The following is a 24467-nucleotide window of genomic DNA, read 5'->3' as shown; positions in this document are numbered from 1 at the left end:
TTGATGGGTAATTGCCATGACGGTTGTTCTCGCAGACTTCCCCTCAAGGTTAGAATGCGGGAAATCAGGATGGGTCAATGACCGACAACTCACTCTCGCAAGCCCAGGATGACGCAATCACCGATGCCGCTGCGCATTGGTGCATGCGTCTGCACGCCATCGATTGCACTGCTGAAGAGCGGCTGGCATTCGAGCAATGGCATGACGCTCATCCGCTTCACGCGTTCGAGTACGAGGCGATGCTGGAGATCTGGGATGTCGCGGGGGGCCTGCCACAACCAACAACTTTGGTGGCCCCGATGGTCCGCGCCAAACTTGCTATGCCTTGGCGCACCTTCGGTATCGCCGCCACGGTTTGCGCCATGGCGTTGCCGCTGGCGGCCTATAGCGGCTGGAACCTGGGCTGGCTACCCAACTCCTACCAACATTTCGAGGCGAACGACAATGTCCGCCAGGTCACCCTGAGCGATGGCAGTCAGGTGGAATTGAACCTGGGCAGTGAGCTGACGTTCAGCAACTACAAGGATCAACGTCGGATCACGCTGAAAAAAGGCGAAGCCTTCTTCAGCGTCAGCCATGACACTGAACACCCCTTCATTGTCAAAGCGGCCGAAGGCAGGATTCGGGTCACCGGAACCCAATTCAACGTCTGGATATATGAAGATCAGGTACGGGTGAACCTGATAGAAGGTTCGGTGCTGGTGAGCAGTAATGACGCCGTTGCGGGTGACGGTTTGCGCCTCGAGCCAGCAATGCAGGCGAGCTATAGACGCGGCGACATCACTCCCCGGATCAGTCAGACCTACGACAATGACAACTCGCAGGCCTGGCGTAGCGGAAAACTGGTGCTCGATGATCTGGCGCTGACCGACGCATTGCCATTGATCAATCGCTACTTGAGCAAGCCGGTGATGGTAGCCGACCACAGTACCGGCTCGATTCGCATCGGCGGCATCTACAACATCAAAGAGCTCAACAACCTGGTGGCTTCCCTGCCCAAGGTATTGCCGGTCTACCTGACCCGCAACAAAGATGGCAATCCGGTCCTCAATTCCATTCCGCAACAAGCCCCGAAAAGCTGAAGGCCGCGACCCTTTGCGGGGTGCGGCCTTCAAAACGAAACACAGGACAAAAATTTAGGCTGTGAAAGGCGCTTTTCACGGGCATCTCACAGGCCGCTGACGTGACGGCGACAAATTTTCTACATTCGGGACTTCATTATTTGCCCTGCTCGTACGTCTTATTGAGTGAGAGCACCCATCACATTTCCTGGCCGGCTCGGAAAAGGAGTTTTTGCATGTACAACTCGCAACTGCCAACGGACGGTAGCAATGCGCCAAAGGGCTCTGCCATGGGCTCAGGTGTTTTCAGTCAACGCAACGAGCGCAATGGCAACGAGCGGATCAGGCTGCTGCTCAAAAGCTATGGTCTGCGAACCAGTCTGATCCGCCTGAAAGTCATCGACGCCTTGCTGACCGCCGCCGAAAGCGACCGTAGCCTTGGCGTGCGCGGCGTACACAGCCACTTGCTGGACCTGGATATTCCCCTGTCCTTTCTCAGTGTGCGGGAAGTGTTGAAACGCTTGTGCAGCGAGGGCGTGATCACCCTCAATCCGGACAAAAGCTACAGCCTGCATCCGCACGCTGCAGCCATGCTCCAACGCGAGTGATCCGCGCAAGATGCGTCGTTCAGGGTTTGACCTTGCGGCGCATCACACCATTGATCACCACCACAATCACCGCCACGCCGATGGCGATGTACTGAAACAGCTTCTCGCTGATGACGCCTGCGTTTTGCAGATACGAAAGGCCAAACATGATCCCCAATACCACGAGGGAGATCAGAATCGAGTATTTCAAACGTTGCGACTGAGTCATTGCGAGTTCCTGAACCTGAAAAATGTATCCGATTTGTATCAGAGCGCGTGCTGAGGCCTACCTTTCTCCGGTGATAGGACGCTACAAAACGGGATCTCATGTTACAGCCGATCACTAGATTTGGCTTTATTGCCCCGTGAGGATTTTGAAATGTTCCGTCGAATCGCACTGCCGATTCCCCCTGCTCGCTCTCCTGGCCCTGAGCAGCTGCATCGTTTCCCCCCAAGTTAGCTGGCACGGCGGTCACCATTACGACCGTGGCGGGCCGGGGTATTATCGCCATCGATAGTGTGAAGTTGAACCCTCATTCGTAAGCTAAATACCCCATCCGATGACTGCTAAATAAATGCCCGCCCTGTCGAGGGCATTTTTCGTACGCGCATATTTACCTCTTCCTATCCTTCAAACATCGAAACATAACGAAAACTATCGAAACCTTGAGTATCAATAGTTCATTGGAGCTGTTCATGTTCCGTGATTAATCTCGGCGCGTTGCAAAAGACTCGTTATTAAACTTCGCGCAAGAATAGAGACGCCATGCACAAGCCTTTAATCAATATCAGCTCCCGACATCTATTGGGCTTTTGCCTTGCAATCACTTTTTTCGAACTGCTGACCTATATGGCCAGCGACATGATCATGCCGGGCATGTTGACCGTTACCCATCAATTGGATGCCAGCCCTGATCATGTCCCCTACGCCTTCAATCTTTATCTGGCCGGCGGCATTCTTCTGCAATGGCTTATCGGCCCGCTGTCCGATCATTTCGGCCGCCGGCGGATGTTGCTCATCGGTTGTGCGGTATTCGCCCTGGCCTGTGCCGCTGCGTTCAACGTGCAAAGCATTTATGCGTTCAACGGCTTGCGACTGATGCAGGGCATGGGGTTGGGGTTTGTCATTGCGGTCAGCTACCCGGCCCTGCAAGAAGTTTTCTGCGAAGCCGACGCGGTCAAAATCATGGCGTTGTTGGGGAACGTTGCGCTGCTCTCCCCGCTGCTGGGGCCATTGCTCGGCAGTCTGCTGCTGGAATGGTTGTCTTGGCGGGAGCTGTTTTTACTGCTGGGTATCGGCGGCGTGATGGTTTGGCTCGGTCTTTATTTGTTCATGCCGGAAACCGTGGGCACCTTGCGCCACGACGGTCAGCGACTGGAAGCCGTGCGCTTTGAATGGCACGGCACCGTGCGCCGCTATGTCGCGTTGCTGACTAACCCGCCATTCCTTTGCGCCGCAGTCGCGCTGGGCGTGATGAGCCTGCCCTTGATTGCCTGGATCGGCTTGGCGCCGCTCTTGCTGATCCACAACCAGGGGCTTTCAACGCTGCACTATGGCCTATGGCAAATCCCGGTGTTCGCGGCCGTCATTCTCGGCAATCTGATCCTCAACCGACTGATTGCCAACGTTGAACTGCCACAACTGATTCGCTACGCGCTTTGGCCGTTTTGCGGCGGGCTCATCGCGTTAGTCGCCGTCAGCGTCTACGGTGCTTCGACAGTCGTGCTGATCAGTTGCCTGGCGCTGTACGCCGTTGGGCTTGGCATGAGCAACGCCGCACTGTACCGGCTTGCGCTGTTCGCCAGCGACGACAGTAAAGGGCTGGTCTCGGCCATGATCGGCATGATCTCGATCGCCGTCATGGGCGGCGGCGGCTCGCTTATTGCGGCCGCCGGTGCCGGTGACAGCCACGATTCCTTCGCTTGGATGGCGGGTATCGCGGGGCTTCTGAGCCTGGCACCCCTACGCCTGTTTCTGCGGCGCTCTCACATCGCGCTTGCCGTCTGACACCACATAGTAGGTCTTTTGATGATCCATTTACCCCACACCGATGCGCTCTGCGCGTTAACGCAACCCTATTGCCTGGATTCCGTACCCGAGGGCCTGTTCGACCAAGCGATGGGGGAAATCAGCCTGTTTCATTGTCACCACACGCCTGGCTACGAACGCTGGCTAAACGCTAACGGGCTCGATGCAAAGGACCTGGAGACACTGGATGACTGGTCCAGGTTGCCACCGATTTTCGCCAACTATTTCAAACGTCGCTTGTTGTTTGGCCCCACCGGCGAAGGCGCGCTGGAGCTGACCTCATCGGGCACCAGCGGCCAGAAAAGTCGCATGCGCTATGACCCTCGCAGCATGGCAGCGGCTCAAGGCATGGTGAGCCACATTTTCCGGCATTACGGCTGGGATACTCCGCACAGCCCCTGCAATTATTTGCTCCTGAGCTACGAGCCCGAGGCTGCCATCACCTTGGGCACTGCTTACACCGACCAGTTTCTCTGCAGCTATGCGCCCGTCAATCGGGTCGTCTACGGATTACGCCGGACGGGTAAAGGTCACGAGTTCGACCTGTTTGGCGTAATTCGCGCCTTGCAGGAGTTTGCCGACGAGGGATTGCCGGTGCGGATTCTCGGATTTCCGGCGTTCCTTTCCCATGCGCTACAGCACATGGAAAACACCTGCGCACCGAATCTTGAGCTTCCCGCTCAGTCTTTGGTGTTTTTGGGGGGCGGCTGGAAAACCCAGGCAGCACAAGAGATTCCCCTGCTTGAGCTGTATGCCCGAATCAATCGGCAATTAGGTATCGACCTGTCCCGCTGTCGGGATGGCTACGGTGCCGTCGAGCATGCCGTGCCCTATATCCAATGTGCCCGCCATCATTTTCATGCCCCCATTTACTCGAAGGTTTTCGTGCGCAACCCATCCGATTTCACGGTCCAGCCATACGGCCAGCGCGGCTTGCTGGAATTCGTCTGCCCGTACATTTCGTCAAGCCCTGCTCACGCTGTGGTCATGGGCGATCTGGCGACATTACACCCCGGCGCACATTGCGGATGCGGCCTGACGACCGATTGGTTCGAGCTGCACGGACGCGCTGGCACCACCGCCAGTCGCAGCTGCGCCATGGCGGCTTCCGAATTGTTGGGAGGGGCTTGATATGTACCTCATCAATGGCCAACTGCGTGACGACGTCACCCCGCAAATCGCCCTCGACAGCCTTCGAAAACAATTGCCCGGGTTGCTTTCTGCACCGATCGACAGCGAGACCGTCATCGAAGCCGCGGCTCGTTTCGCCACGCAATTACAGACTCGCAGCCTTAACCTGCCTCTGGACGACGATCAACGTCAGGGGCTGATCGAGTTCTGCCAGCGCAGCAACCTGAACATGAAGCTTGAGCGAGAACTGGGTTCGCAACCCCGTTCGCTGAGGCGTATCGACTACCAGCAGCCACACTTTGAAAGCTGGCACCCCTTGGGACTGGTGGTGCATGTGACGCCAGGCAATGCGCCGATGCTCGCGTTCTGCGCGGTTCTCGAAAGCCTGCTGGCCGGTAACATCAACTGGTTACGCCCCAGCACCAGCGATGCGGGTTTGACTGCGCAATTGCTGGCTGTCTTGGTGAAGTGCGACACCTGCGGCAGGCTTGCCGAGTTCGTCGCGGTGCTGCCCGTGGGCACTTCCCGGATAGCCGAACTCTGCGCTCAGGCCGATGGCGTATCAGCCTGGGGCGGTGAAAAGGCGCTCAAAGCGATTCGTCAGCAGATCCCCGCCGGATGTCGCTGGATCGATTGGGGGCACCGGATCAGTTTCGCTTATCTGTCGCCTGACGCCGCCAGCCCTTCGGCGCTGGATACGTTGGTGGATGAGGTGTGCAGTCTGGATCAACAAGCGTGTTCCAGTCCGCAATGGGTGCTGGTGGACAGCAATGATCCGGCCATCCTGCAGGACCTGGGCGAACGTTTGAGCGAAGCCTTCAAGCGTCGTGCATCGCACTGGCCGGCGCTGGTGCCCACGGACCAGGAAGCGTGCGAAATCACCACCCGCACGGCCATGGCGCAACTGGATTACTGTTTTGCGAACCAGAGCGGCCAGGTCTGGGCCGGCCGCGGATGGCGGATCATCTGGGAACATCATCAGACGCTCGCGCCTTCGCCGCTGTTTCGTACGGTATTACTCAAGCCCGTACCGCAACACTTGATCGCCGAGACGCTGTTGCCCTGGCGCACGGTCCTGCAAAGCTGCGCACTGATTTGCTCTGCGACAGAAACGCCAGGACTTGTGCGAACGCTGGTCAACGCTGGGGTCACCCGTATTGCGCCTTGCGCGGGGATTCATGACGGCTACGCCGGTGAGCCGCATGATGGTGTCTATGCGTTGACGCGTCTGAGTCGCCGTCTCTCGGTGAGTCTGGCACCTGATGTGCTGACGGGCCGTGCAACGCTCGACCCGGTCCCCTCCGCCCCCGACACCACCCATGCGCCGATCATGGACAAAAACGCCTTCGCGACCCAGCCGATGGGCACCGCAGCGCAATTGTATTTTCGCTCTGGAGGCAGCAGCGGCACGCCGGCCCTCGCCGGTTTCAGCTATCGCGACTTTCAACGGCAGATGCGCGCAGCGGCCGACGGCCTGTTCGCCGCCGGGCTCGACCCTGCACAGGACCGGGTCATGAACCTGTTTTACGGTGGCAGCCTGTACGGGGGGTTCCTCAGTTTCACCAAAATACTGGAACAGATGGGCGTCACACATTTCCCCATGGGTGCGCCCCAGGACGATGACTTCAGCGAAATCGCCCAATTGATCGTTGACCAGCGTGTCACCGTGCTGATTGGCATGCCGAGCACCTTGCATCGTCTGTTCTTCAACGAGCAGGCTCGACTCCGCAGGTACGCAGGTATCAGCAAAGTGTTCCTTGGCGGCGAGCATCCGGGTCAAACCAGCCTCAGCCTCATGGAAAGCTGCGGGGTCTCGATGATCCGCTCGGCGATCTATGGTTCCGTCGACGCAGGCCCCTTGGGGCATGCGTGCGCAGCCACCGCGAACGGGGTGTTTCACTTGATGTGCGATACCCAGCATCTGGAAATCGTGCAGATCGAACAGGATGAACCGGTTCAGGCCAATGAGATCGGTCGCCTGCTGTTTACTTCACGAGCACGGCAAGGCCAAACAGTGCGCCGGTATGACGTTGGAGACACCGGTCGCTGGATACCCGGAGCCTGTCCGTGTGGGCTGGACTCACCCCGCTTCGAACTGCTCCAGCGCCACGGCAAACTGGTGCGAATGGGCACGGAGTTCATTTCGCCCTCGGCTCTGCAGGATAGCGTCGGCGCGCCCATTCAGCTTGTTCTGGACCACACCCCTGATGGCGTCGAGCGACTCAACGTTCTAACGGATGCAGACATCAACCAGGTTCGCAACGCATTGCTGAGCCATGAAGCGCTGGCCAATGCAGTAAACGCCAACCTGGTCACTGTCGAAGTTCAAGTGTGCACGGAACAAGCGTTCAATCGAAACAAACACAGCGGCAAAACACCGTTGGTGATTGATAAAAGAAAATAAAAATACCGCCAACTACTCACAACTTGTTTTTTAACCGTCTAGACGCCTGATAAAAAAAGAGAATCCAGTGAAATCAACTTATTCGCTCGAACAACTGCTGTCTTATATACGGCGACATTCAAACTTCTACCGCCAGCAACTGGAACACTTACCGCCGCAGGGCATTACGTTACAAGATCTACCGCTGACCAACGCCGTGGACTATTGGGCTGACAGCAATGACTTGAGTCATTGGCCGGTCCTGACCGGAAAGGTCGATGATGCGCTGGTGTTTAAAACCGGCGGATCGACCAGCCAGGGCAAACTGACGGTGTACACCTATAACGAATGGCAAGCACTGGTCAGTACGTTCGGTGAAAGTATTTCCTCTCAGCTGAACGACGGCGACCGTGTCGCCAATTTGTTCTTTTCCGGTGATCTTTACGCCAGTTTTCTGTTCATCCACGACTCACTGGCGCACGTCAGGCGATCGATCTGCGAGTTTCCATTTACCGGGCAAGTCGAGCTGGAGGTATTGGCCGATGCGATTGATCAGCATCAGATCAACGTGCTGGTCGGCGTCCCGGCACAGTTGCTGCGATTCGCTGCCTATCTGAACCAGCATCGGCGAGTACTGTGCGGGGTAGATACGTTGCTGTATGGCGGCGAAAGCCTGTTTGCCCAGCAGGTGGCAATCCTCTCCGACGTATTTCCCAACGTGCGCATTGCGTCCATTGGCTACGCCAGTGTAGACGCCGGCCTTATCGGGGCCAGCGGCCGCGACTGCGCCTTGGGCGAGCATCGGGTGTTTGAACCACAAACCTTGCTGGAGATCGTCGATGAACTCACCGGCGAAGTCATCGAAGAATGCGATCGCACCGGACTGTTGGTGGTGACCAGTCTGACCCGCCGGCTCATGCCACTGCTGCGTTACCCAGTAGGCGACCGCGCGTGCTGGCGCGAGCCCGGCTCAACCCCAAATCGCAAATTCGCCCTCAAGGGGCGTAGCGTGCACAGCCAGCGAGTGCGCGTCGGGGTGCTGTCGCTGCTGATCGATGACATCCAGCAGATCGTCCAGCGCATTGCCCACAACGACCAATGGCAATTGCTGATCGAACATGACGGCTACAAAGATATTTTGAGTGTGAAGTGGGTGCCCTCGGCGCTATCAATGGCCACCGTACCGGTGTGCCGAGCGTTGTACGCGGCGCTGGTTGAACACTATCCCGCCATCGAGAAACTGTGCCGCGAGGGCCTGTTGGAGTTGCGAGTGTTGTCCTGTGCGGTCACCGCATTGAAGCTTCACCCACGCTCCGGCAAACAACTGCGGGTCCTGGACTTGCGCGTGTATGACGCACTGTCGCCGGAGCCCGCATGATGCCGCATTTGATTTTTCGACCCTATCGGCCATCCGACGCATGTGCCGTGAGCCAGTTGTTTCGCGAGGTCTATGGCGATCATTACGTGCAACCGGATGTTTACTTGCCGAACATGATCAATCAGCACAATGCCGAGGGGCGCTGGAAGTCGATGCTGGCGGTGGACGACGTACGCGTTTTAGGGCATGCCGCGTTGTGCCATGACATACCCGCGGACACCACCGAGCTGGCCCTCAGTGTGGTGCATCCCGCCGCGCAGGGGCAGAGTATCGCGACCCGCCTGGGACGGGAGTTGCTGTCGCGGTCAGGTTCCATGGGGTTCAAGAGCGTCTCGATCAAACAAGTGACACACCATCCCTACACGCAACGCATGGCAGCAAACCTCGGCTTCCACAGCACGGGTTTGCTTCCTGACTACGTCCCTTCGCCCTTCGCTGAGCCGCTGCCGGAAACCATCGTGATGGGTTGTCATGTCGTCGAAGGACATACGCGTCCACTCCCCGACATCCCATGGCCTGACAGCTGCCGGGGGTTTATGCAGCACCTGTGTTCCGTGTTCGGGACTCATCCGGACACGACGCCGTTGTCTTCTCTGCCCTTGCAACTCAAGCAACACCATAAAAGATTCGACATGGTCATTCAGCGTTTGACCAAACGTCTGCTTGAGCAGATCCGGCAGTTGCCCAGGCACTGGCTGATCTCGACCAAACTTCAGTTGTCACGGCACTTTGCCCAGGACTTTCGCAATTTGGCGGCCCTTGGCTTCACCTTTACCGGGCTGATGCCTGCATCAACCCCCCATGGGTGGTTCGCACTGTTTCATCGAGGGGTACAGTCTCGACACCTCAACCTGCACTGCCCGCACATGCAACGCTTGCATGACGATTTACAGCAAAACGCCAACATGCAAAGTAGCGCCGAAGCGCTGAACAGAGCCCGCTCAGCCGCGTGAGTCTTTTCGATAAAAGTCATTGCCCGGCTGCGCACAAAGCTCCACCAGCCAGTCGACAAACACCCTCACCCGCCGGGACAACTGGCGGTGTGGCGGGTAAAGCGCCGTCAGCGGCATCCCTGGTGTCGGCACCGTCCTGAGGACTTCACACAAACGGCCTTCGCTCAACTGGCGGGCTACGTGGTAATACGGGGTCTGGACCAGACCATACCCCGCCTCACAAGCGGCCAGGTAACCATCGGCGCTGTTGACCGAGACTTGCTTGGGCAGATTAATGAGCTGAACCTGATCATCAACCATGAATTCCAGCCCAAAACGCTTGCCATTGCTGCTGGAGAAGTACTCCACCATCTGATGGCCTTCAAGGTCAGCCAGACACTGAGGCGTTCCGAATCGCTTCAAGTAGTCGGGGCTGGCACACGTGACCTGGTCCAGCATGGCCAACGGCCGCGCCACCAGTGAGTCGTCCAGTGAGTCGCCGCCCCGCAGCACACAATCGACGCCTTCGCGTATCAGGTCGACAGGCCGGTCGTTCAAGCCTATTTCCAGCTCGATCAAGGGATATCGAGCAGTAAACTGCGGTAATGCCGGGATCACCATCAAGCGTCCCACGCCCGCCGGCATGTCAACGCGCAACAGCCCCTTGGGGTTATTGCGTGCAGCGCTGAACACCGCTTCGGTTTCCTCCAGGTCTGCCAGCAACCGTACGCAACGAGGGTAATAGGCCGCTCCATCGAGCGTCAGGCTTATCTGCCGCGTCGTGCGTTGCAGCAACTGCACACCGAGATGCGCCTCCAGCTGCTTGATCAGAATGGTCACTGAGGCCCGGGGTAATTGCAGGCTATCCGCCGCCTTGGCGAAACCGCCCAGCTCGACGATTCGGGTGAACACGCGCATCGCGTTAAAACGGTCCATTGCTTCTGCTTACCGGCTGATTATTTAGAAATGACGAACAGTGATAGCAGTTTTAGCCGGTTTATCTTGTTTCTGTCGAGGTCAACAATGGACGCCACATTCACAGGGAGCTGATTTCATGCAAACACGTCAACTGGGCAAAAACGGTCCACTCGTCAGCGCGATGGGTCTGGGCTGCATGGGCATGACCGATTTCTACACGACGGGTGTGGACATCCGCGAAGCCACGGCCACTCTGCACCGCGCGCTGGAGCTTGGGATCAACCTGCTCGACACCGCCGATATGTACGGCCCGCACACCAATGAAGAACTGATCGGCAAGGCCATCGTCGGCAAACGCGACCAGGTGTTTCTGGCCAGCAAATTCGGGATCGTCCGCGACCCGGGCAATCCGGTTGCGCGGGGCGTCAACGGCCGACCGGAGTACATTCGCGCCTCTATCGACGGCACCCTCAAGCGCCTCGGTGTCGAGACCCTGGATTTGTACTACCAGCACCGCATCGATCCGCAGGTGGCCATCGAAGAAACCGTCGGTGCCATGGCCGAACTGGTGAAAGCCGGTAAGGTTCGGTACCTGGGGTTGAGCGAGGCCTCGGTCGCAACGCTTGAGCGGGCACACAAGGTTCATCCGATCAGTGCGCTGCAAAGTGAGTATTCGTTGTGGAGCCGTGACCAGGATGAAAACGGTTGTCTGGCTGCGTGTCAGCGCCTGGGGGTTGCCTTCGTCCCCTACAGCCCTTTGGGCCGTGGCTTTCTCACCGGAGCGCTGAAAAGCCCTGATGATTTCGCGGCAGACGACTACCGGCGCTTCAGCCCGCGTTTTCAAGGCGAGAATTTCGCCAAAAACCTGTTGCTGGTGCGCCAAGTGCAGGACCTGGCCGCAGAAAAAGGCGTGACCGCCGGCCAACTGGCGCTGGCATGGGTACTGGCTCAGGGCGATTACGTGATTCCGATTCCGGGAACCAAACAGCGTAAATACCTGGAAGAAAATGTGGCCGCGCTGGATGTGAAGCTCAGCGGCGAAGACTTGCAAGCGCTGGAAGCGATATTCCCGGCCAATGCCACGGCTGGCTTACGTTACCCGGAAGAAGTCATGGAGTTGCTCGAGCGATAATCCCGCCTTACCCTGAGCGCAGGCGCTCAGCCGCCAACCTGACAATCTTGTAATGTGCGCCTCATCTGACTGACAGCTTTGATCTACGATGATCAAGGCTGCCCAGTTTTGTATTACTTCGAAACACTCCTTGAATGCCTGGCCAAAAAAAATGGTCAGAATGCATTTTTTTGGCCGCAATTCGAGACGAGATTCCCCATGCGAACCCACCTGCGTCTGGTCGCCCTGAGCGCCCTGTTCATTTCCTCCCTGGCCCAGGCTGCCGACCTGATCCCGATCGAGGTTCACCGCGATGCCAATTGCGGTTGCTGCAAAAAATGGATCAGCCATCTGGAAGCCAACGGCTTCAAAGTCGACGATCACGTCGAAGCCAATATGAGCGAATTCAAGCAACAGCACGGCGTGCCTCCGCGCCTGGCGTCGTGCCATACCGGCTTGATCAACGGCAAATTCGTTGAAGGTCATGTCCCCGCCGATCAGGTGCTGGCCTTGAGCAAGCGCAACGATCTGTTGGGCGTTGCCGCCCCCGGCATGCCCATGGGTTCACCCGGCATGGAAATGGACGGCATGAGTGATGCGTATCAAGTGATCGGTCTGAAAAAAGACGGCACTGACGTCGTGGTGGCGGACTACCCCGCCCATTGATGTTCGGTGCGTACATCGGGCTGTTCTTCGTCGCATTCGGCGCAGCCACCCTGCTGCCCTTGCAGTCCGAAGCGGTATTGGTGGGGCTGTTGCTCAGCGGCAAGTATTGGCTCTGGTCGCTGCTCGCCGTAGCGACATTGGGCAATGTTCTGGGGTCACTGCTGAACTGGTGGCTGGGGCGCGGTATCGAGCGGTTTCGTGATCGGCGCTGGTTTCCGGTCAGCCCGCGCCATCTGGAAAAAGCCCGAGTCCATTATCAGCGTTACGGTCATTGGTCGTTGCTGCTGAGCTGGGTGCCTGTGATCGGTGATCCGCTGACCCTGGTGGCCGGCGTGATGCGCGAGCCGCTGGGGCGATTCCTGCTGATCGTGACCCTTGCCAAAGGCGCCCGTTATGGTGTGCTGGCCATGGCCACAGTGGGCTGGATGGGTTGAACGATCATTCACGGCGATTGCCTGTGTTTAATGTCGCCCTAATCACGCCGATCCAGCATCGGCCGATTTCCAATGGAGTTCGCCCATGTCCCTCACCCGCTTCCGCTGGCTGCCCGGCCTGCTGCTGACCGCTGCATTGCCTGTCATCGCCCACGCCGAAGGCCCGGAATACGGGCCGGAGCTGCAAGGTTTCAAGTATCCCTACACGGTCAAGCATTTCGCCTTTGAGTCCCAAGGCAAATCCTTGCAAATGGGTTATATGGATGTCGCCGCCCACGGCAAGGCCAATGGACGCAGCGTGGTGTTGATGCACGGCAAGAATTTCTGCGGTGCCACCTGGGACAGTTCGATCAAGGCCCTGAGTGAGGCTGGTTACCGGGTCATTGCCCCGGACCAGATCGGTTTCTGCACCTCCAGCAAACCCGACCATTACCAGTACAGCTTCCAGCAGCTGGCGACCAACACCCAGCAATTGCTCAAGGCCCTGGGCATTCAAAAGGCCAGTGTTCTCGGGCACTCCACCGGCGGCATGCTTGCCACTCGCTATGCGCTGCAATACCCCGATCAAGTCGAACAACTGGCACTGGTCAACCCCATCGGCCTGGAAGACTGGAAAGCCCTCGGCGTGCCCTATCGCACGGTTGATCAATGGTATGAGCGCGAGCTGAAACTCACCGCCGACGGCATTCGCACCTATGAACGCAACACCTATTACGGCGGCCGCTGGAAGCCGGAATTCGATCGTTGGGTAGACATGCTCGCCGGGTTGAACAAAGGACCGGGGCATACGCAGGTGGCGTGGAATTCGGCGCTGATCTACGACATGATCTTCACCCAACCGGTGTACTACGAGTTCAAGGACCTGAAGATGCCGACCCTGCTGCTGATCGGTACATCCGATACCACGGCCATCGGCAGCGACATCGCACCGCCCGAGGTCAAGGCGAAACTCGGTCACTACGACGTCCTCGGCAAGCAGGTAGCGAAACTGATTCCCCGGTCAACGCTGGTCGAATTCCCCGGCATGGGCCACGCGCCGCAAATGGAAGAACCGGCGCAATTCCACCAGGCCCTGCTCGCCTGGCTGAACAAAACCAACCCCGTTCATTGATGAGGTAAGGCTGATGGCAGTGCAGATTGCGGTGATTGATGACTGGCAGGACGTGGCCCGTGACGTGGTGGACTGGTCGGTGCTGGACGACATCGGTGAAGTGAGCTTCCTCCATGACTACCCTGCCGACAACGAAACCCTGGCAGCACGACTGGGCGAGTTCGAGGTGATCTGCGTGATGCGCGAACGCACCCGGTTCGATGAGGACCTGCTGCGGCGCTTACCGAAACTCAAGCTGCTGGTTACCGGCAGCATGCGCAACGCCGCCCTGGACCTGAAAGCCGCTGCTGCGCTGGGCATTCAGGTTTGTGGCACTGACAGCTACAAGCACGCCGCGCCGGAACTGACCTGGGCGCTGATCATGGCGGCGACCCGCAACCTTGTGGTCGAAGCCAACGCCCTGCGCGCAGGGGGATGGCAGCAAAGCCTGGGTGGCGACCTGCACGGCAAGACCCTGGCGATCCTGGGTCTGGGCAGCATCGGCACTCGCGTTGCCCAGTTCGGCCAGGTGTTCGGCATGCGGGTGATTGCCTGGAGCGAGAACCTGAACGCCGAACGCGCAGCCGAAGTCGGCGCGACCTACGTCAGTAAACAGGAACTGTTCGAACAGGCCGATGTGCTGTCGGTCCATCTGGTGCTCAGCGAGCGTAGCCGTGGCTTGGTGGACGCCCAGGCGCTGGACTGGATGAAACCCTCGGCGCTGCTGGTCAACACGGCACGCGGGCCGATTGTCGATGAGGCAGCGTTGATCAAGGCGTTGCAGAAACGGCGACTGGCAGGCGCTGCACTGGATGTCTTCGAGCAGGAACCCTTGCCGCCTCATCATCCGTTCAGAACCCTGGACACCGTGCTGGCCACGCCCCACGTCGGCTATGTCAGCCAGCAGAACTACCAGCAGTTTTTCTCGCAGATGATTGAGGACATTCAGGCCTGGTCTGCGGGAGAACCGATTCGTCTACTGAGCTGATACCGAGTCATCGTTCTTCGTCGGAACGCCGCCCGGAGCAAGCCCGCTCCCACATTTGATCTGTGTCGTTCACAAAATCAATGTGGGAGCGGGCTTGCTCGCGAATGACCTCCCACCGATTTAACTGCCCTTCACCGCTACAAACGCCACCGTCTCATAAGGAACCGTCACTACGTCCCTTCCACGAAGTTCAGGCTCCCCGGCAATCAGCGCTCTCAACTGTGCATCAACCTTCGCCCTCGATCTGAGCTTTCCTAGCACAGACCGCCAGAAAGAAATGAATAATTGTTCAGCCTGTGGTGTTCACCTTGCATCGCCCCTGAGAACTAACCTGTGGAGCATCGCCCATGAACACCCGTTTCTCTGCGTTAACTGTCCAGTTGCTGTTGGCAGTCGCATTGTCCAGTTCGCTGGCGTTCGCCAATGGTGGTGGCGATGACACCCCCGCAAAACCCAATTGCCCCAAAGGGCAGGTCTTCGACTCCCGGTCGCAAAAATGCCTCAAGCAAACCAGCAGCCTGGTCCCGGACGCCGACCGCACCGATTACGCCTATCGCCTGGCCAAGGACGGCCGCTATGAGGAAGCGCTGGCTCTGCTCGACACCCTCAAACAGCCAAACACCGCCAAGGCTTTGAACTATCGCGGCTACGCCACGCGTAAACTGGGGCGCACCGACGAAGGCATCAGCTATTACCTGCAATCGGTCAAACTTGACCCGCACTACGCGCAAGTTCGCGAATACCTCGGCGAAGCGTATGTGATCAAAGGTCGGCTGGACCTCGCTCAGGAACAGTTGCAGCAGATCAAATCCATCTGCGGCAGCACCACCTGCGAGGAATACCAGGACCTGGCCGAAGCCATCAATGATTCATCGCAAACCTGACACACCGAGCAGACGGAGGTCGCCATCGCCAGCGATCAGGCAATACGGGCAGAACTGGGCCAGCACCTGGCGCGTTTATGGCGCTACGGCCTGCTGCTGTCCCGGCAACGGCATGTCGCCGAAGACCTGGTGCAGGCCACCTGCGTGCGGGCGCTTGAACGTGCCGGGCAGTTTGTCCCGGGCACCCGCATGGACCGCTGGTTGATGAGTATTCTGCATTCGATTTGGCTCAACGAAGTTCGCTCCCGAAGAGTGCGTCATGGACAGGGGCTGGTGGATGCCGACAACGCCTTGTCGTTCGATGGTGAATACGCGGCGCAAACCCATGTCCTCGCAGCTCAGGTGATCCGGCGTGTGGATGCCCTGCCCGAATCCCAGCGGGAAACGGTGTTTCTCGCCTATGTCGAAGGTTTGTCCTACCGCGAAGTGGCCGAGGTGCTGGACGTGCCCATCGGCACCGTCATGAGTCGCCTGGCTGCGGCACGCGCGAAACTGGCCGAGTACCCGCCATTGCACACCGTGCCGAATCCTTACACTGGAGAACGTCGATGAACGATCATGCACGCCCGACGTTCCCCTCGGATGAGCAACTGGTGGCCTATCTCGACGACCAGCTCGACAGCGATCAGCGCACCCGCATCGACGCGGCCATCCTTGAAGACCCAACGCTCAACCTGCGCCTGCAATGGCTGGCCCGCAGCAGCCTGCCATTCAAGGAGGCCTACGATGAATTGGGCCGACAGGCGCCCGTGGACCGCTTGCAATCGATGCTCGACACCTTGCCTTCACCTGAACGCCCGGCCATGAATCGGCGCTGGTTTCTCGCCGCGGCCGCCGGATTGGTGGTGTGTAGCGTGGTGGCGGACCGGCTGTTGCTCGGTTGGCAGTTGAGCCAGCAAAAGAACAACTGGCGCGCACTGGTGGCCGAGTACATGTCGCTCTACGTGCCGCAAACCCTGGACCACTTGCCCACTGACGAAGCCGCTCAGCGGGTGCAACTGCGGACCATCGATGCGCGTCTGGGCCTGAATCTTGTGCCGGCACAACTGGCCTTGCCACGCTCCGAGTTCAAGCGCGCGCAAATCCTCGAGTACGACGGGGTCGCCATTGCCCAAATCACCTATCTGGACCCGGCGCACGGCCCCATGGCGCTGTGCGTCACCCGCTCCAACAGCGGCAGCCGGCATTTCGCCCAGGAGCGCCGGTACGGGATGAACATTGTCTATTGGGCTGACATGCAACATGCCTGGATGTTGATCGGGCATAACCCGGTGGCGGAACTGGAGGACATGGCGAAATTGTTGAGAGGTCGGCTGAGCGCGTGATCCGTTTTGTCACTATGCTGGGTGTCTCATTTCCAAGGAGGAGCCTACCCATGCCTATTTCTTCACGCACAGCCTTGCTGGTCATCGACGTACAGAACGACTTCATCCCCGGCGGCCATCTACCGGTGCCGGAGGGCGATCGGATCGTCCCGCTGATCAACCGCCTCGGCGCCCGGTTCACCCAAGTCATCATCGCCCAGGACTGGCATCCGGCCGGACATGCGTCCTTCGCCTCCAGCCACCCAGGCCGCGCACCTTATGACGTGATTCAACTGCCTTATGGCAAACAGACGCTCTGGCCGGACCATTGCGTGCGAGCCACGCCCGGTGCCGAGTTGCACAAGGATCTGGACCTGCCCCACGCCCAACTGATCATCCGCAAGGGCTGCAACCCGGACATCGACAGTTACTCGGCGTTTCTTGAGGCGGACCGCACGACCACCACAGGCTTGGCCGGGTACTTGAAGGAGCGCGGTGTCGACACGGTTTATCTGGTTGGGCTGGCACTCGATTTCTGCGTGATGTTTTCTGCGCTGGATGCGCGGGCGGCGGGGTTTAACGCGTTTGTGGTGATGGATGCGTGTCGGGCGATTGATCTGGAAGGCTCTCTGGCCTCGGCGATAGAGCGGATGCAGGTGGCTGGGGTTGGGTTGATTCCATCAACCGAAGTGCCAGATTACCCCCTGTAGCAGCTGTGTGGTGAGGGGATTGAGCGAAACGTCGCACCGCCCCGTTGGGCTGCGAAGCGGCCCCTGTTTTTCCAGCCACACCGCGTCCAATGGATTACGACGGCTTCGCCGCCGAACGGGGCGGTGCGGTGCGACGTTTCGCTAAATCCCCTCACCACAGCCTCGCAGGCTCGACAGCTGCTACAAAGAGTGCGTCAGGCTGAGGTGGGCAACCACAAACGGAACCGTGCCCCACCCAACGGCGAGGCTTCGACCGTGAGCGTGCCGCCCTGAGCTTCCAACGCCCGCCGACTGATTGCCAACCCCAGACCAAACCCGCCCGTGGCGCGATCCCGACTGCGATCCAGCCGATAGAACGGTTCGAAAATCCGCTCCCGCTCCTCATCCGGAATACCGATCCCGTCATCGTCCACCCAGATTTCAGCCCCCTTGGCACACACCTGCACACCAATCTGAATGCGTTTTTCGCAGTAGCGCATCGCATTGCGTAGCAGGTTCTGAATAGCGCGAGCCGTCAGCCTTGGGTCGAGGATGAAGCGTTCAAGTTGTCCGTGCAGGAGCACATCGATAACGATGTCCGGGGATTCCAGTTCTTCGTCGACGCTACCAAGGATGCTGTCGATAAACTCATCCAGCGACACCTCGACCCGCTCCGGCAGCCGCGCCGGGTTTTGCAGGCGGCTGTAGGACAACAGTTCCAGCACCAGCTCATCGAGTTCGCGAATGTGCGCGACCAGACCTTGCAGACGCTCGCGACTGGCAGCAGGCAAATCGTCGGACAGCGCCAGCGCCAGGCCGAAATCCAGTCGTGTCAGAGGCGTGCGCAATTCGTGAGAGACGGCATTGAGCAGGTCCCGCTGCTGGTTGAGCAGATTCTCGATATCGCCAGCCATGGTGTCGAAGACGTTGGCCAGGCTACCGATGTTGGAGCTTTTGGAAATCTGTGTGCGCTCGCTCAAGTGGCCCTTGCCGAAACGTTCAGCCGTACCTTTGAGGCGTTCCAGGTCGCGCCAGTGCGGGCGCAACCACAGCAACAGACAGGCGAGCATGGTCGCGCCGATCAGCACGTTGATGCTCCAGTACAACAGGCTGACGTCCATCGGGTCCGGCGGCACGACCATCTCCACCACCGTCCGCTCGTTCAGCGGCGACACCGCCAAGGTGCGCCAGCCCCAGTCGCCAATGCGCACGACGTTCTCGCCACGCTGCAAACGCTTGCGCTCATCAGCGGTGAAATCGGCATCGTCGTTACCGGTCAGGACGATGTGCAGCGGCTGGAATTCCTTGTCCATCTCCGCGGCCAAGGCCGGCCACTGCTCCGGGGGCACGGCGTGAAACTGTTTGACGATGAGGGTTTGCAGCCCGCGGGAATAGTCGAGGTTGTAGGTGACAAAGCGTTCCTGGAAGACCTTGATCACCACGTCAGGCACCAGATAGATCGCCGCGCTGTACGAGACGATGGTCACCAGATACAGGCGAAACAGGATTCTGAACATCGACTCAGCATTCCCACTCGGAACGGCTGAACAGGTAACCCTTGCCCCACACGGTCTTGATCTTGCGCGCCTCGCCGGCGTGGTCGTCGAACTTGCGCCGCAGCTTGGAAATCGCCACGTCTACCGAGCGGTCGGTGCCATTGAACTCGATGCCGCGCAGGCGTTGCAGAATCTGGTCGCGACTGAGCACTTCGCCGGCATGCCGGGCGAGTACCACCAGCAGGTTGTATTCACCGCTGGACAGTTCGACCAATTGCTCGCGCCAGGTCACGGTGCGCTCGGACAGGTCGATGCACAGATTGCCCATCAGAATGCGGTCGTTGGCCGTCTGCGGTTCAATCAGGCTGCTGCGCCGCAGCAACGTTCGCACTCGGGCCAGCAATACGCGCGGTTCGCAGGGTTTGGTGACGTAGTCGTCGGCGCCCATTTCCAGGCCCAGCACCTGATCGTGACTGTCGTCGCGGGCGGTGAGCATCAGGATCGGCAACGTGGCCGAGTCGGCGCGCAGCAAGCGGCAGACTTGCAGGCCATCGAGCCCCGGCAGCATCAGGTCGAGGATCACCAGGTCCGGCGGATTGACCCGCGCACGTTCGCGCACATGGTCACCACGGCTGATCACGCTGACGCTATAGCCGTTGCGTTCCAGGTAGCTGGCAATCAATTCGGAGAGCGCGGTGTCGTCTTCGACCAGGAGGATGTTGGGCATGGGTGTTTCCAGGGAGTGCAGTGGTGCCTGGTCCGGCCTCTTCGCGAGCAAGCCCGCTCCCACATTGGATCTGTGGTGTTCACAAATCCAATGTGGGAGCGGGCTTGCTCGCGAAGGCGACCTGGCAGGCGCAAACGTAATCAAGCCGTCAAGGATATACGCCCTCACGCCCGCCTGAGTAAAACCCTTACACAATTTCACACAGCGCCTACAAAGCTTCACCGCTACCCTCGTCGCCTCCCCGTAGGATGCGGGGGGTCATTATTGGGGTATTACATGTCAAAGAATCTGCTTGCCAGGCTCAGCCTGATTGCACTGGCGGTGACGCTGAGCGCTTGTGACAAGGCCTCGACGGCCGAAGAACAGGCACCTCTGGCCACGGTTCGCATCGAAACCATCCAAGCCAGCCCCCTGTCGATCACCAGTGAACTGAGCGGGCGGATTGCCGCGCCACGCATTGCCGAAGTCCGCGCCCGGGTTGCCGGTGTGGTGCTGCAACGGGCGTTCCGTGAAGGCAGTGATGTGAAAAAAGGCGAAGTGTTGTTCCGTATCGACCCGGCGCCGTTCAAGGCTGACCTGGACAGCGCTGAAGCGGCGCTGCGCAAAGCTGAAGCCAATGCGTTCCAGGCGCGCCTGCAAGAGCAGCGTTACGCGCAGTTGATCGAAGGCAATGCCATCAGCGGTCAGGATTATGACAACGCCCGGGCCAGTGCCCGTCAAACCGCTGCCGACGTCGCCGCGAACAAAGCCGCCGTGGAACGGGCGAAACTCAACCTGGGTTACGCCACCGTCACCGCCCCGATTTCCGGGCGCATCGGCCGCGCATTGGTGACCGAAGGCGCACTGGTCGGGCAGAACGAAACCACACCGCTGGCATTGATCCAGCAACTGAACCCGATTCACGCCGACCTCACCCAATCGACCCGCGAACTCAACGACCTGCGCCGGGCGTTCCGTTCCGGCCACTTGCAGCAGGTCGGTCAGGACCAGGTAAAAGCCACGCTGATCCAGGACGACGGCAGTCTCTATCCGTTGCCCGGCAAGTTGCTGTTCGCCGACATCACCGTCGACCCCGGCACCGGTCAGATCATTCTGCGCAGCGAATTCCCCAACCCGGACCTCGACTTGCTGCCCGGCAGCTTCGTGCGCGTGCGTCTGGAGCAAGCGGTCAACCAACAAGGCATCAGCGTGCCGCAACGGGCCATCCAGCGTGACAGTGCCGGTATTGCCCAAGTGCTGTTGCTCGACGCCGAGCAGCGGGTCGGCCAGCAACCGGTCGAACTGGGCGCCGTGCAGAACGATCGCTGGATTGTCACCAGCGGCCTCAAGCCCGGCGACCGCATCGTCACCGAAGGCCTGCAGCACGCCCGTCCCGGCGAAAAAGTGCAGATCGACGACACCCCTCTTCCACTTGCCCAGGCTTCTGGTCAGTAAGCAGGACGCTTCTTTATGCCGCAGTTCTTTATCGATCGCCCGGTGTTCGCCTGGGTGGTTGCCCTGTTCATCCTGTTGGCCGGCGCCCTGGCCATTCCACAGTTGCCGGTGGCGCAATACCCCAACGTCGCGCCGCCGAAAGTCGAAATCTACGCCGTGTACCCCGGTGCTTCGGCGCAAACCGTGGACGAAAGCGTGGTCAGCCTGATCGAGGAAGAACTCAACGGCGCTGACCATCTGCTGTATTTCGAATCCCAGAGCAGCCTCGGCAGCGCCACCATCACCGCCACGTTCCAGCCGGGCACGGACCCGGAAATGGCGCAGGTCGATGTGCAAAACCGCCTGAAAGTGGTCGAGTCGCGTCTGCCTCAAGCGGTGACGCAGCAGGGCTTGCAGGTGGAGAAAGTTTCCGCCGGCTTCCTGCTGCTGATCACCCTCACCTCCAGCGACGGCAAGCTCGACGACGTGGCGCTCAGCGATTACCTGGCGCGCAACGTGATGAACGAGATCAAGCGTCTGGACGGCGTCGGCAAAGCGCAGTTGTATGGCGCCGAACGGGCCATGCGGATCTGGATTGACCCGCAGAAACTGATCGGTTTCAACCTGACGCCAGCCGACGTCAACGCTGCCATCGTCGCGCAGAACGCTCAAGTCTCTGCCGGCAGCATTGGCGATTTGCCGAGCCGCACCACCCAGGAAATCACCGCGACCATTCTGGTCAAAGGCCAGTTGTCGACGCCGGAAGAATTCGCCGACATCGTCCTGAAAGCCAATCCCGATGGCTCCACTGTGCGCATCAAAGACGTGGCGCGTGTCGAGATCGGCAGTCAGGAATATCAGTTCTCCACTCGCCTCAACGGCAAACCGTCGACCGCCGTCAGTGTGCAACTGGCACCGGGCGCCAATGCCTTGAGCACTGCCACGTTGGTGCGGGCAAAGATGGACGAACTGGCGCGCTACTTCCCGGCTGGCGTGGAATACAAGATCCCGTACGACACCTCGCCCTTCGTCAAAGTCTCGATCACCAAGGTGGTTTACACCCTCGGCGAGGCGATGTTGCTGGTGTTCGCCGTGATGTTCCTGTTCCTGCAAAACATCCGCTACACGCTGATCCCGACCCTGGTGGTGCCGGTGGCGCTGATGGGCACCTTCGCGACCATGTTGGCTCTGGGGTTTTCGATCAACGTGCTGACCATGTTCGGCATGGTGCTGGCAATCGGCATCCTGGTGGATGACGCGATTGTGGTGGTGGAGAACGTCGAGCGAATCATGGCCACCGAAGGCCTGTCGCCCAAAGAGGCCACGCGCAAGGCGATGAAGCAGATCACCGGGGCGATCATCGGCATCACGCTGGTGCTAGTCGCGGTGTTCATTCCGATGGCGTTCATGCAAGGGTCGGTCGGGGTGATTTACCGGCAGTTCTCCTTGTCGATGGCGACGTCGATTCTGTTCTCGGCGTTCCTCGCCCTGACCTTGACCCCGGCGTTGTGCGCGACGCTGCTCAAGCCGATTGCCAAGGGCGAACATCATGAGAAGCGCGGGTTCTTTGGCTGGTTCAACCGGCGTTTCGAACAACTGACCGAGCGTTATCAGGGCTGGGTCGCCTATGCGTTGAAACGCACGGGCCGTTACCTGCTGATCTACGGCGTGCTGCTGATCGGATTGGGCGTGTGCTTCAGCCGCCTGCCCTCCTCGTTCCTGCCGGTGGAGGATCAGGGTTACACCATCACCGACATTCAGCTGCCGCCGGGTGCAAGCAAAAACCGCACGGTGCAGGTGGTCGAGCAGATCGAAGCCCACAACGCCACTGAACCCGGCGTCGGCGACAGCACGGTGATTCTCGGTTTCAGCTTCTCCGGTAGCGGGCAGAACGCCGCGCTGGCGTTTACCACCCTCAAAGACTGGTCTGATCGGGGCAGCGACGACTCGGCCAGTTCCATTGCCGACCGCGCCAACATTGCGTTGAGCCAGATCAAGGACGCGGTGGCGTTTGCAGTACTGCCGCCGCCGGTGGATGGCCTGGGCACCTCCAGCGGTTTCGAGTTCCGCTTGCAGGACCGTGGCGGTCTCGGCCATGCCACGCTGATGAAGGCGCGTAGTGAATTGCTCGCTGCCGCCGAGAAAAGTCCGATCCTGATGAACGTGCGCGAAAGCGCCTTGGCCGAAGCGCCGCAGGTGCAACTGGAAGTCGACCGCAAACAGGCCAACGCGCTGGGCGTGTCCTTTGCCGACATTGGCAACGTGCTGTCCACCGCCGTCGGCTCGGCCTACATCAACGACTTCCCCAATCAAGGGCGGATGCAGCGGGTGGTGGTGCAGGCTGAAGGCGATCATCGCAGTCAGGTCGCCGATCTGCTGAAGATTCACGTGCGCAACAGCACCGGGGAAATGGTGCCGTTGTCGGCCTTCGTCCAGGCCAAGTGGACCCAGGGCCCGGCGCAAATGACTCGCTACAACGGCTACCCGGCGATCAGCATTTCCGGTGAACCGTCGCCCGGTCACAGCACCGGCGAAGCCATGGCGGAAATCGAGCGTCTGGTGGCCCAAGGGCCGGCGGGGTTGGGGCAGGAATGGACCGGGTTGTCATTGCAGGAGCGCTTGTCCGGCAGCCAGGCTCCGATCCTGCTCGGTTTGTCGTTGCTGATCGTGTTCCTGTGTCTGGCCGCGTTGTATGAGAGCTGGTCGATTCCGACTTCGGTGCTGCTGGTGGTGCCGCTTGGCGTGCTCGGCGCGGTGCTGGCCGTGACTTTTCGCGGGATGCCCAACGACGTGTTCTTCAAGGTTGGAATGATCACTATCATCGGGCTGTCGGCGAAGAACGCGATCCTGATCATCGAATTCGCCAAGAGCCTGTACGACGAAGGCCACGACCTGATCGACGCCACGCTGCAAGCTGCGCGCCTGCGACTGCGGCCAATTGTGATGACGTCGCTGGCGTTCATTCTGGGTGTGGTCCCGTTGGCGATTGCCACCGGGGCCAGTTCGGCGAGCCAGCAAGCCATCGGCACCGGGGTGATTGGCGGGATGATTACGGCGACGCTGGCGGTGGTGTTTGTGCCGGTGTTTTTTGTGGTGGTGATGAAATTGGTCCGCAAGCGCCATAACAAGATCTAACCCACACTACCGACCTATTGTGGGAGCGGGCTTGCTCGCGAAGGGGTCGTCACATTCAACATCAATGTTGACTGACAGTCCGCCTTCGCGAGCAAGCCCGCTCCCACATTT

At 59.5% G+C, this 24467-nt stretch carries 22 protein-coding genes and 1 pseudogene; 18 read left to right on the top strand and 5 right to left on the bottom strand.

Annotated elements, in window-relative coordinates; genetic code table 11:
* The first annotated feature begins 77 nt into the window (after positions 1-77).
* Together KGB03_RS24915 and KGB03_RS24910 are read left to right on the top strand one after the other, a co-directional pair.
* Entirely contained in the window at positions 78-1082 is a 1005-nt protein-coding gene (locus KGB03_RS24915) for a FecR family protein (protein WP_223529648.1), read from the top strand.
* A 215-nt stretch (positions 1083-1297) separates the two neighbouring features.
* Positions 1298-1669 (top strand): fe2+ zn2+ uptake regulation protein, encoded by a 372-nt coding sequence (locus KGB03_RS24910; RefSeq protein ID WP_111450070.1) that lies wholly within the window; start codon positions 1298-1300, stop codon positions 1667-1669.
* Positions 1670-1688: 19 nt separating this feature from the next.
* Here KGB03_RS24910 and KGB03_RS24905 read toward each other — a convergent pair whose 3' ends face one another.
* Positions 1689-1877 (bottom strand): hypothetical protein, encoded by a 189-nt coding sequence (locus tag KGB03_RS24905; RefSeq protein WP_008024801.1) that lies wholly within the window; start codon positions 1875-1877, stop codon positions 1689-1691.
* A gap of 537 nt (positions 1878-2414) precedes the next feature.
* Between KGB03_RS24905 and KGB03_RS24900 the strand changes: the two genes are divergently transcribed.
* The 5 genes from KGB03_RS24900 to KGB03_RS24880 all read left to right on the top strand — a co-directional run bounded on the left by KGB03_RS24900 (position 2415) and on the right by KGB03_RS24880 (position 9522).
* Entirely contained in the window at positions 2415-3656 is a 1242-nt protein-coding gene (locus KGB03_RS24900) for an MFS transporter (protein ID WP_223529646.1), read from the top strand.
* 21 nt (positions 3657-3677) lie between these two features.
* Positions 3678-4808: an acyl-protein synthase gene (locus tag KGB03_RS24895; protein ID WP_218535278.1), complete on the top strand. Its 1131-nt coding sequence runs from the start codon at positions 3678-3680 to the stop codon at positions 4806-4808.
* A 1-nt stretch (position 4809) separates the two neighbouring features.
* Complete coding sequence (locus KGB03_RS24890) at positions 4810-7212, top strand: aldehyde dehydrogenase family protein (RefSeq protein WP_223529644.1); 2403 nt, start codon at positions 4810-4812, stop codon at positions 7210-7212.
* Positions 7213-7279: 67 nt separating this feature from the next.
* A complete protein-coding gene (locus tag KGB03_RS24885; RefSeq protein WP_223529643.1) occupies positions 7280-8569 on the top strand; it encodes an AMP-binding protein in 1290 nt (429 codons plus the stop codon).
* Positions 8569-9522, top strand: a complete 954-nt coding sequence (locus tag KGB03_RS24880; RefSeq protein WP_223529652.1) for a GNAT family N-acetyltransferase — start codon at positions 8569-8571, stop codon at positions 9520-9522. The genes KGB03_RS24885 and KGB03_RS24880 overlap by 1 nt, the downstream gene beginning before the upstream one ends.
* Here the strand turns inward: KGB03_RS24880 and KGB03_RS24875 are convergent.
* Positions 9511-10437: a LysR family transcriptional regulator gene (locus KGB03_RS24875; protein ID WP_223529641.1), complete on the bottom strand. Its 927-nt coding sequence runs from the start codon at positions 10435-10437 to the stop codon at positions 9511-9513. The two genes, KGB03_RS24880 and KGB03_RS24875, sit on opposite strands and share 12 nt — an antisense overlap.
* 118 nt (positions 10438-10555) lie before the next feature.
* Here KGB03_RS24875 and KGB03_RS24870 point away from each other — a divergent pair, with 118 nt between their 5' ends.
* The 5 genes from KGB03_RS24870 (at position 10556) to KGB03_RS24850 (ending at position 14708) form a co-directional block, all read left to right on the top strand.
* Positions 10556-11551, top strand: coding sequence for an aldo/keto reductase (locus KGB03_RS24870; protein ID WP_223529639.1), 996 nt, complete (start codon positions 10556-10558; stop codon positions 11549-11551).
* Positions 11552-11749: 198 nt separating this feature from the next.
* On the top strand, positions 11750-12196 hold the full coding sequence (locus KGB03_RS24865) for a DUF411 domain-containing protein (protein WP_033055117.1): 447 nt from the start codon (positions 11750-11752) through the stop codon (positions 12194-12196).
* A complete protein-coding gene (locus KGB03_RS24860; protein ID WP_192408359.1) occupies positions 12196-12630 on the top strand; it encodes a YqaA family protein in 435 nt (144 codons plus the stop codon). Before KGB03_RS24865 ends, KGB03_RS24860 begins: the two co-directional genes overlap by 1 nt.
* An 85-nt stretch (positions 12631-12715) precedes the next feature.
* Complete coding sequence (locus KGB03_RS24855; protein WP_223529637.1) at positions 12716-13741, top strand: alpha/beta fold hydrolase; 1026 nt, start codon at positions 12716-12718, stop codon at positions 13739-13741.
* 13 nt (positions 13742-13754) lie between these two features.
* Positions 13755-14708, top strand: a complete 954-nt coding sequence (locus KGB03_RS24850) for a D-2-hydroxyacid dehydrogenase family protein (protein WP_223529635.1) — start codon at positions 13755-13757, stop codon at positions 14706-14708.
* Between the two features lie 120 nt (positions 14709-14828).
* Here the strand turns inward: KGB03_RS24850 and KGB03_RS24845 are convergent.
* Positions 14829-14948, bottom strand: a pseudogene (locus tag KGB03_RS24845) (SAM-dependent methyltransferase); the annotation flags it as partial.
* 107 nt (positions 14949-15055) lie between these two features.
* Here KGB03_RS24845 and KGB03_RS24840 point away from each other — a divergent pair.
* The 4 genes from KGB03_RS24840 to pncA are packed head-to-tail and all read left to right on the top strand — an operon-like array spanning position 15056 to position 17606.
* Entirely contained in the window at positions 15056-15592 is a 537-nt protein-coding gene (locus KGB03_RS24840) for a tetratricopeptide repeat protein (protein WP_223529633.1), read from the top strand.
* A 54-nt stretch (positions 15593-15646) separates the two neighbouring features.
* Positions 15647-16144: an RNA polymerase sigma factor gene (locus KGB03_RS24835; protein ID WP_218535379.1), complete on the top strand. Its 498-nt coding sequence runs from the start codon at positions 15647-15649 to the stop codon at positions 16142-16144.
* Positions 16141-16917: an anti-sigma factor family protein gene (locus KGB03_RS24830; RefSeq protein WP_223529631.1), complete on the top strand. Its 777-nt coding sequence runs from the start codon at positions 16141-16143 to the stop codon at positions 16915-16917. The genes KGB03_RS24835 and KGB03_RS24830 overlap by 4 nt, the downstream gene beginning before the upstream one ends.
* A gap of 50 nt (positions 16918-16967) precedes the next feature.
* The gene (pncA, locus tag KGB03_RS24825; protein WP_218535329.1) at positions 16968-17606 is read left to right on the top strand and encodes a bifunctional nicotinamidase/pyrazinamidase; all 639 of its coding nucleotides are present in this window, start codon (positions 16968-16970) and stop codon (positions 17604-17606) included.
* A 194-nt stretch (positions 17607-17800) separates the two neighbouring features.
* On the opposite strand, the gene KGB03_RS24820 is transcribed toward pncA, so the two are convergent.
* The gene (locus KGB03_RS24820; RefSeq protein ID WP_218535331.1) at positions 17801-19102 is read right to left on the bottom strand and encodes an ATP-binding protein; all 1302 of its coding nucleotides are present in this window, start codon (positions 19100-19102) and stop codon (positions 17801-17803) included.
* Between the two features lie 4 nt (positions 19103-19106).
* On the bottom strand, positions 19107-19808 hold the full coding sequence (locus KGB03_RS24815) for a response regulator transcription factor (protein WP_074876325.1): 702 nt from the start codon (positions 19806-19808) through the stop codon (positions 19107-19109).
* Positions 19809-20072: 264 nt separating this feature from the next.
* On the opposite strand from KGB03_RS24815, the gene KGB03_RS24810 reads away from it, so the two are divergent.
* A complete protein-coding gene (locus tag KGB03_RS24810) occupies positions 20073-21242 on the top strand; it encodes an efflux RND transporter periplasmic adaptor subunit (protein WP_411740349.1) in 1170 nt (389 codons plus the stop codon).
* A gap of 15 nt (positions 21243-21257) precedes the next feature.
* Entirely contained in the window at positions 21258-24356 is a 3099-nt protein-coding gene (locus KGB03_RS24805; protein WP_223529627.1) for an efflux RND transporter permease subunit, read from the top strand.
* The last annotated feature ends 111 nt before the right edge of the window (positions 24357-24467 follow it).

Source organism: Pseudomonas sp. BF-B-26 (genome assembly GCF_019956495.1).
GTDB lineage: Bacteria > Pseudomonadota > Gammaproteobacteria > Pseudomonadales > Pseudomonadaceae > Aquipseudomonas.
Note: the sequence above shows the minus strand (reverse complement) of the source record. Positions and strands in the feature narration are given on the sequence as shown.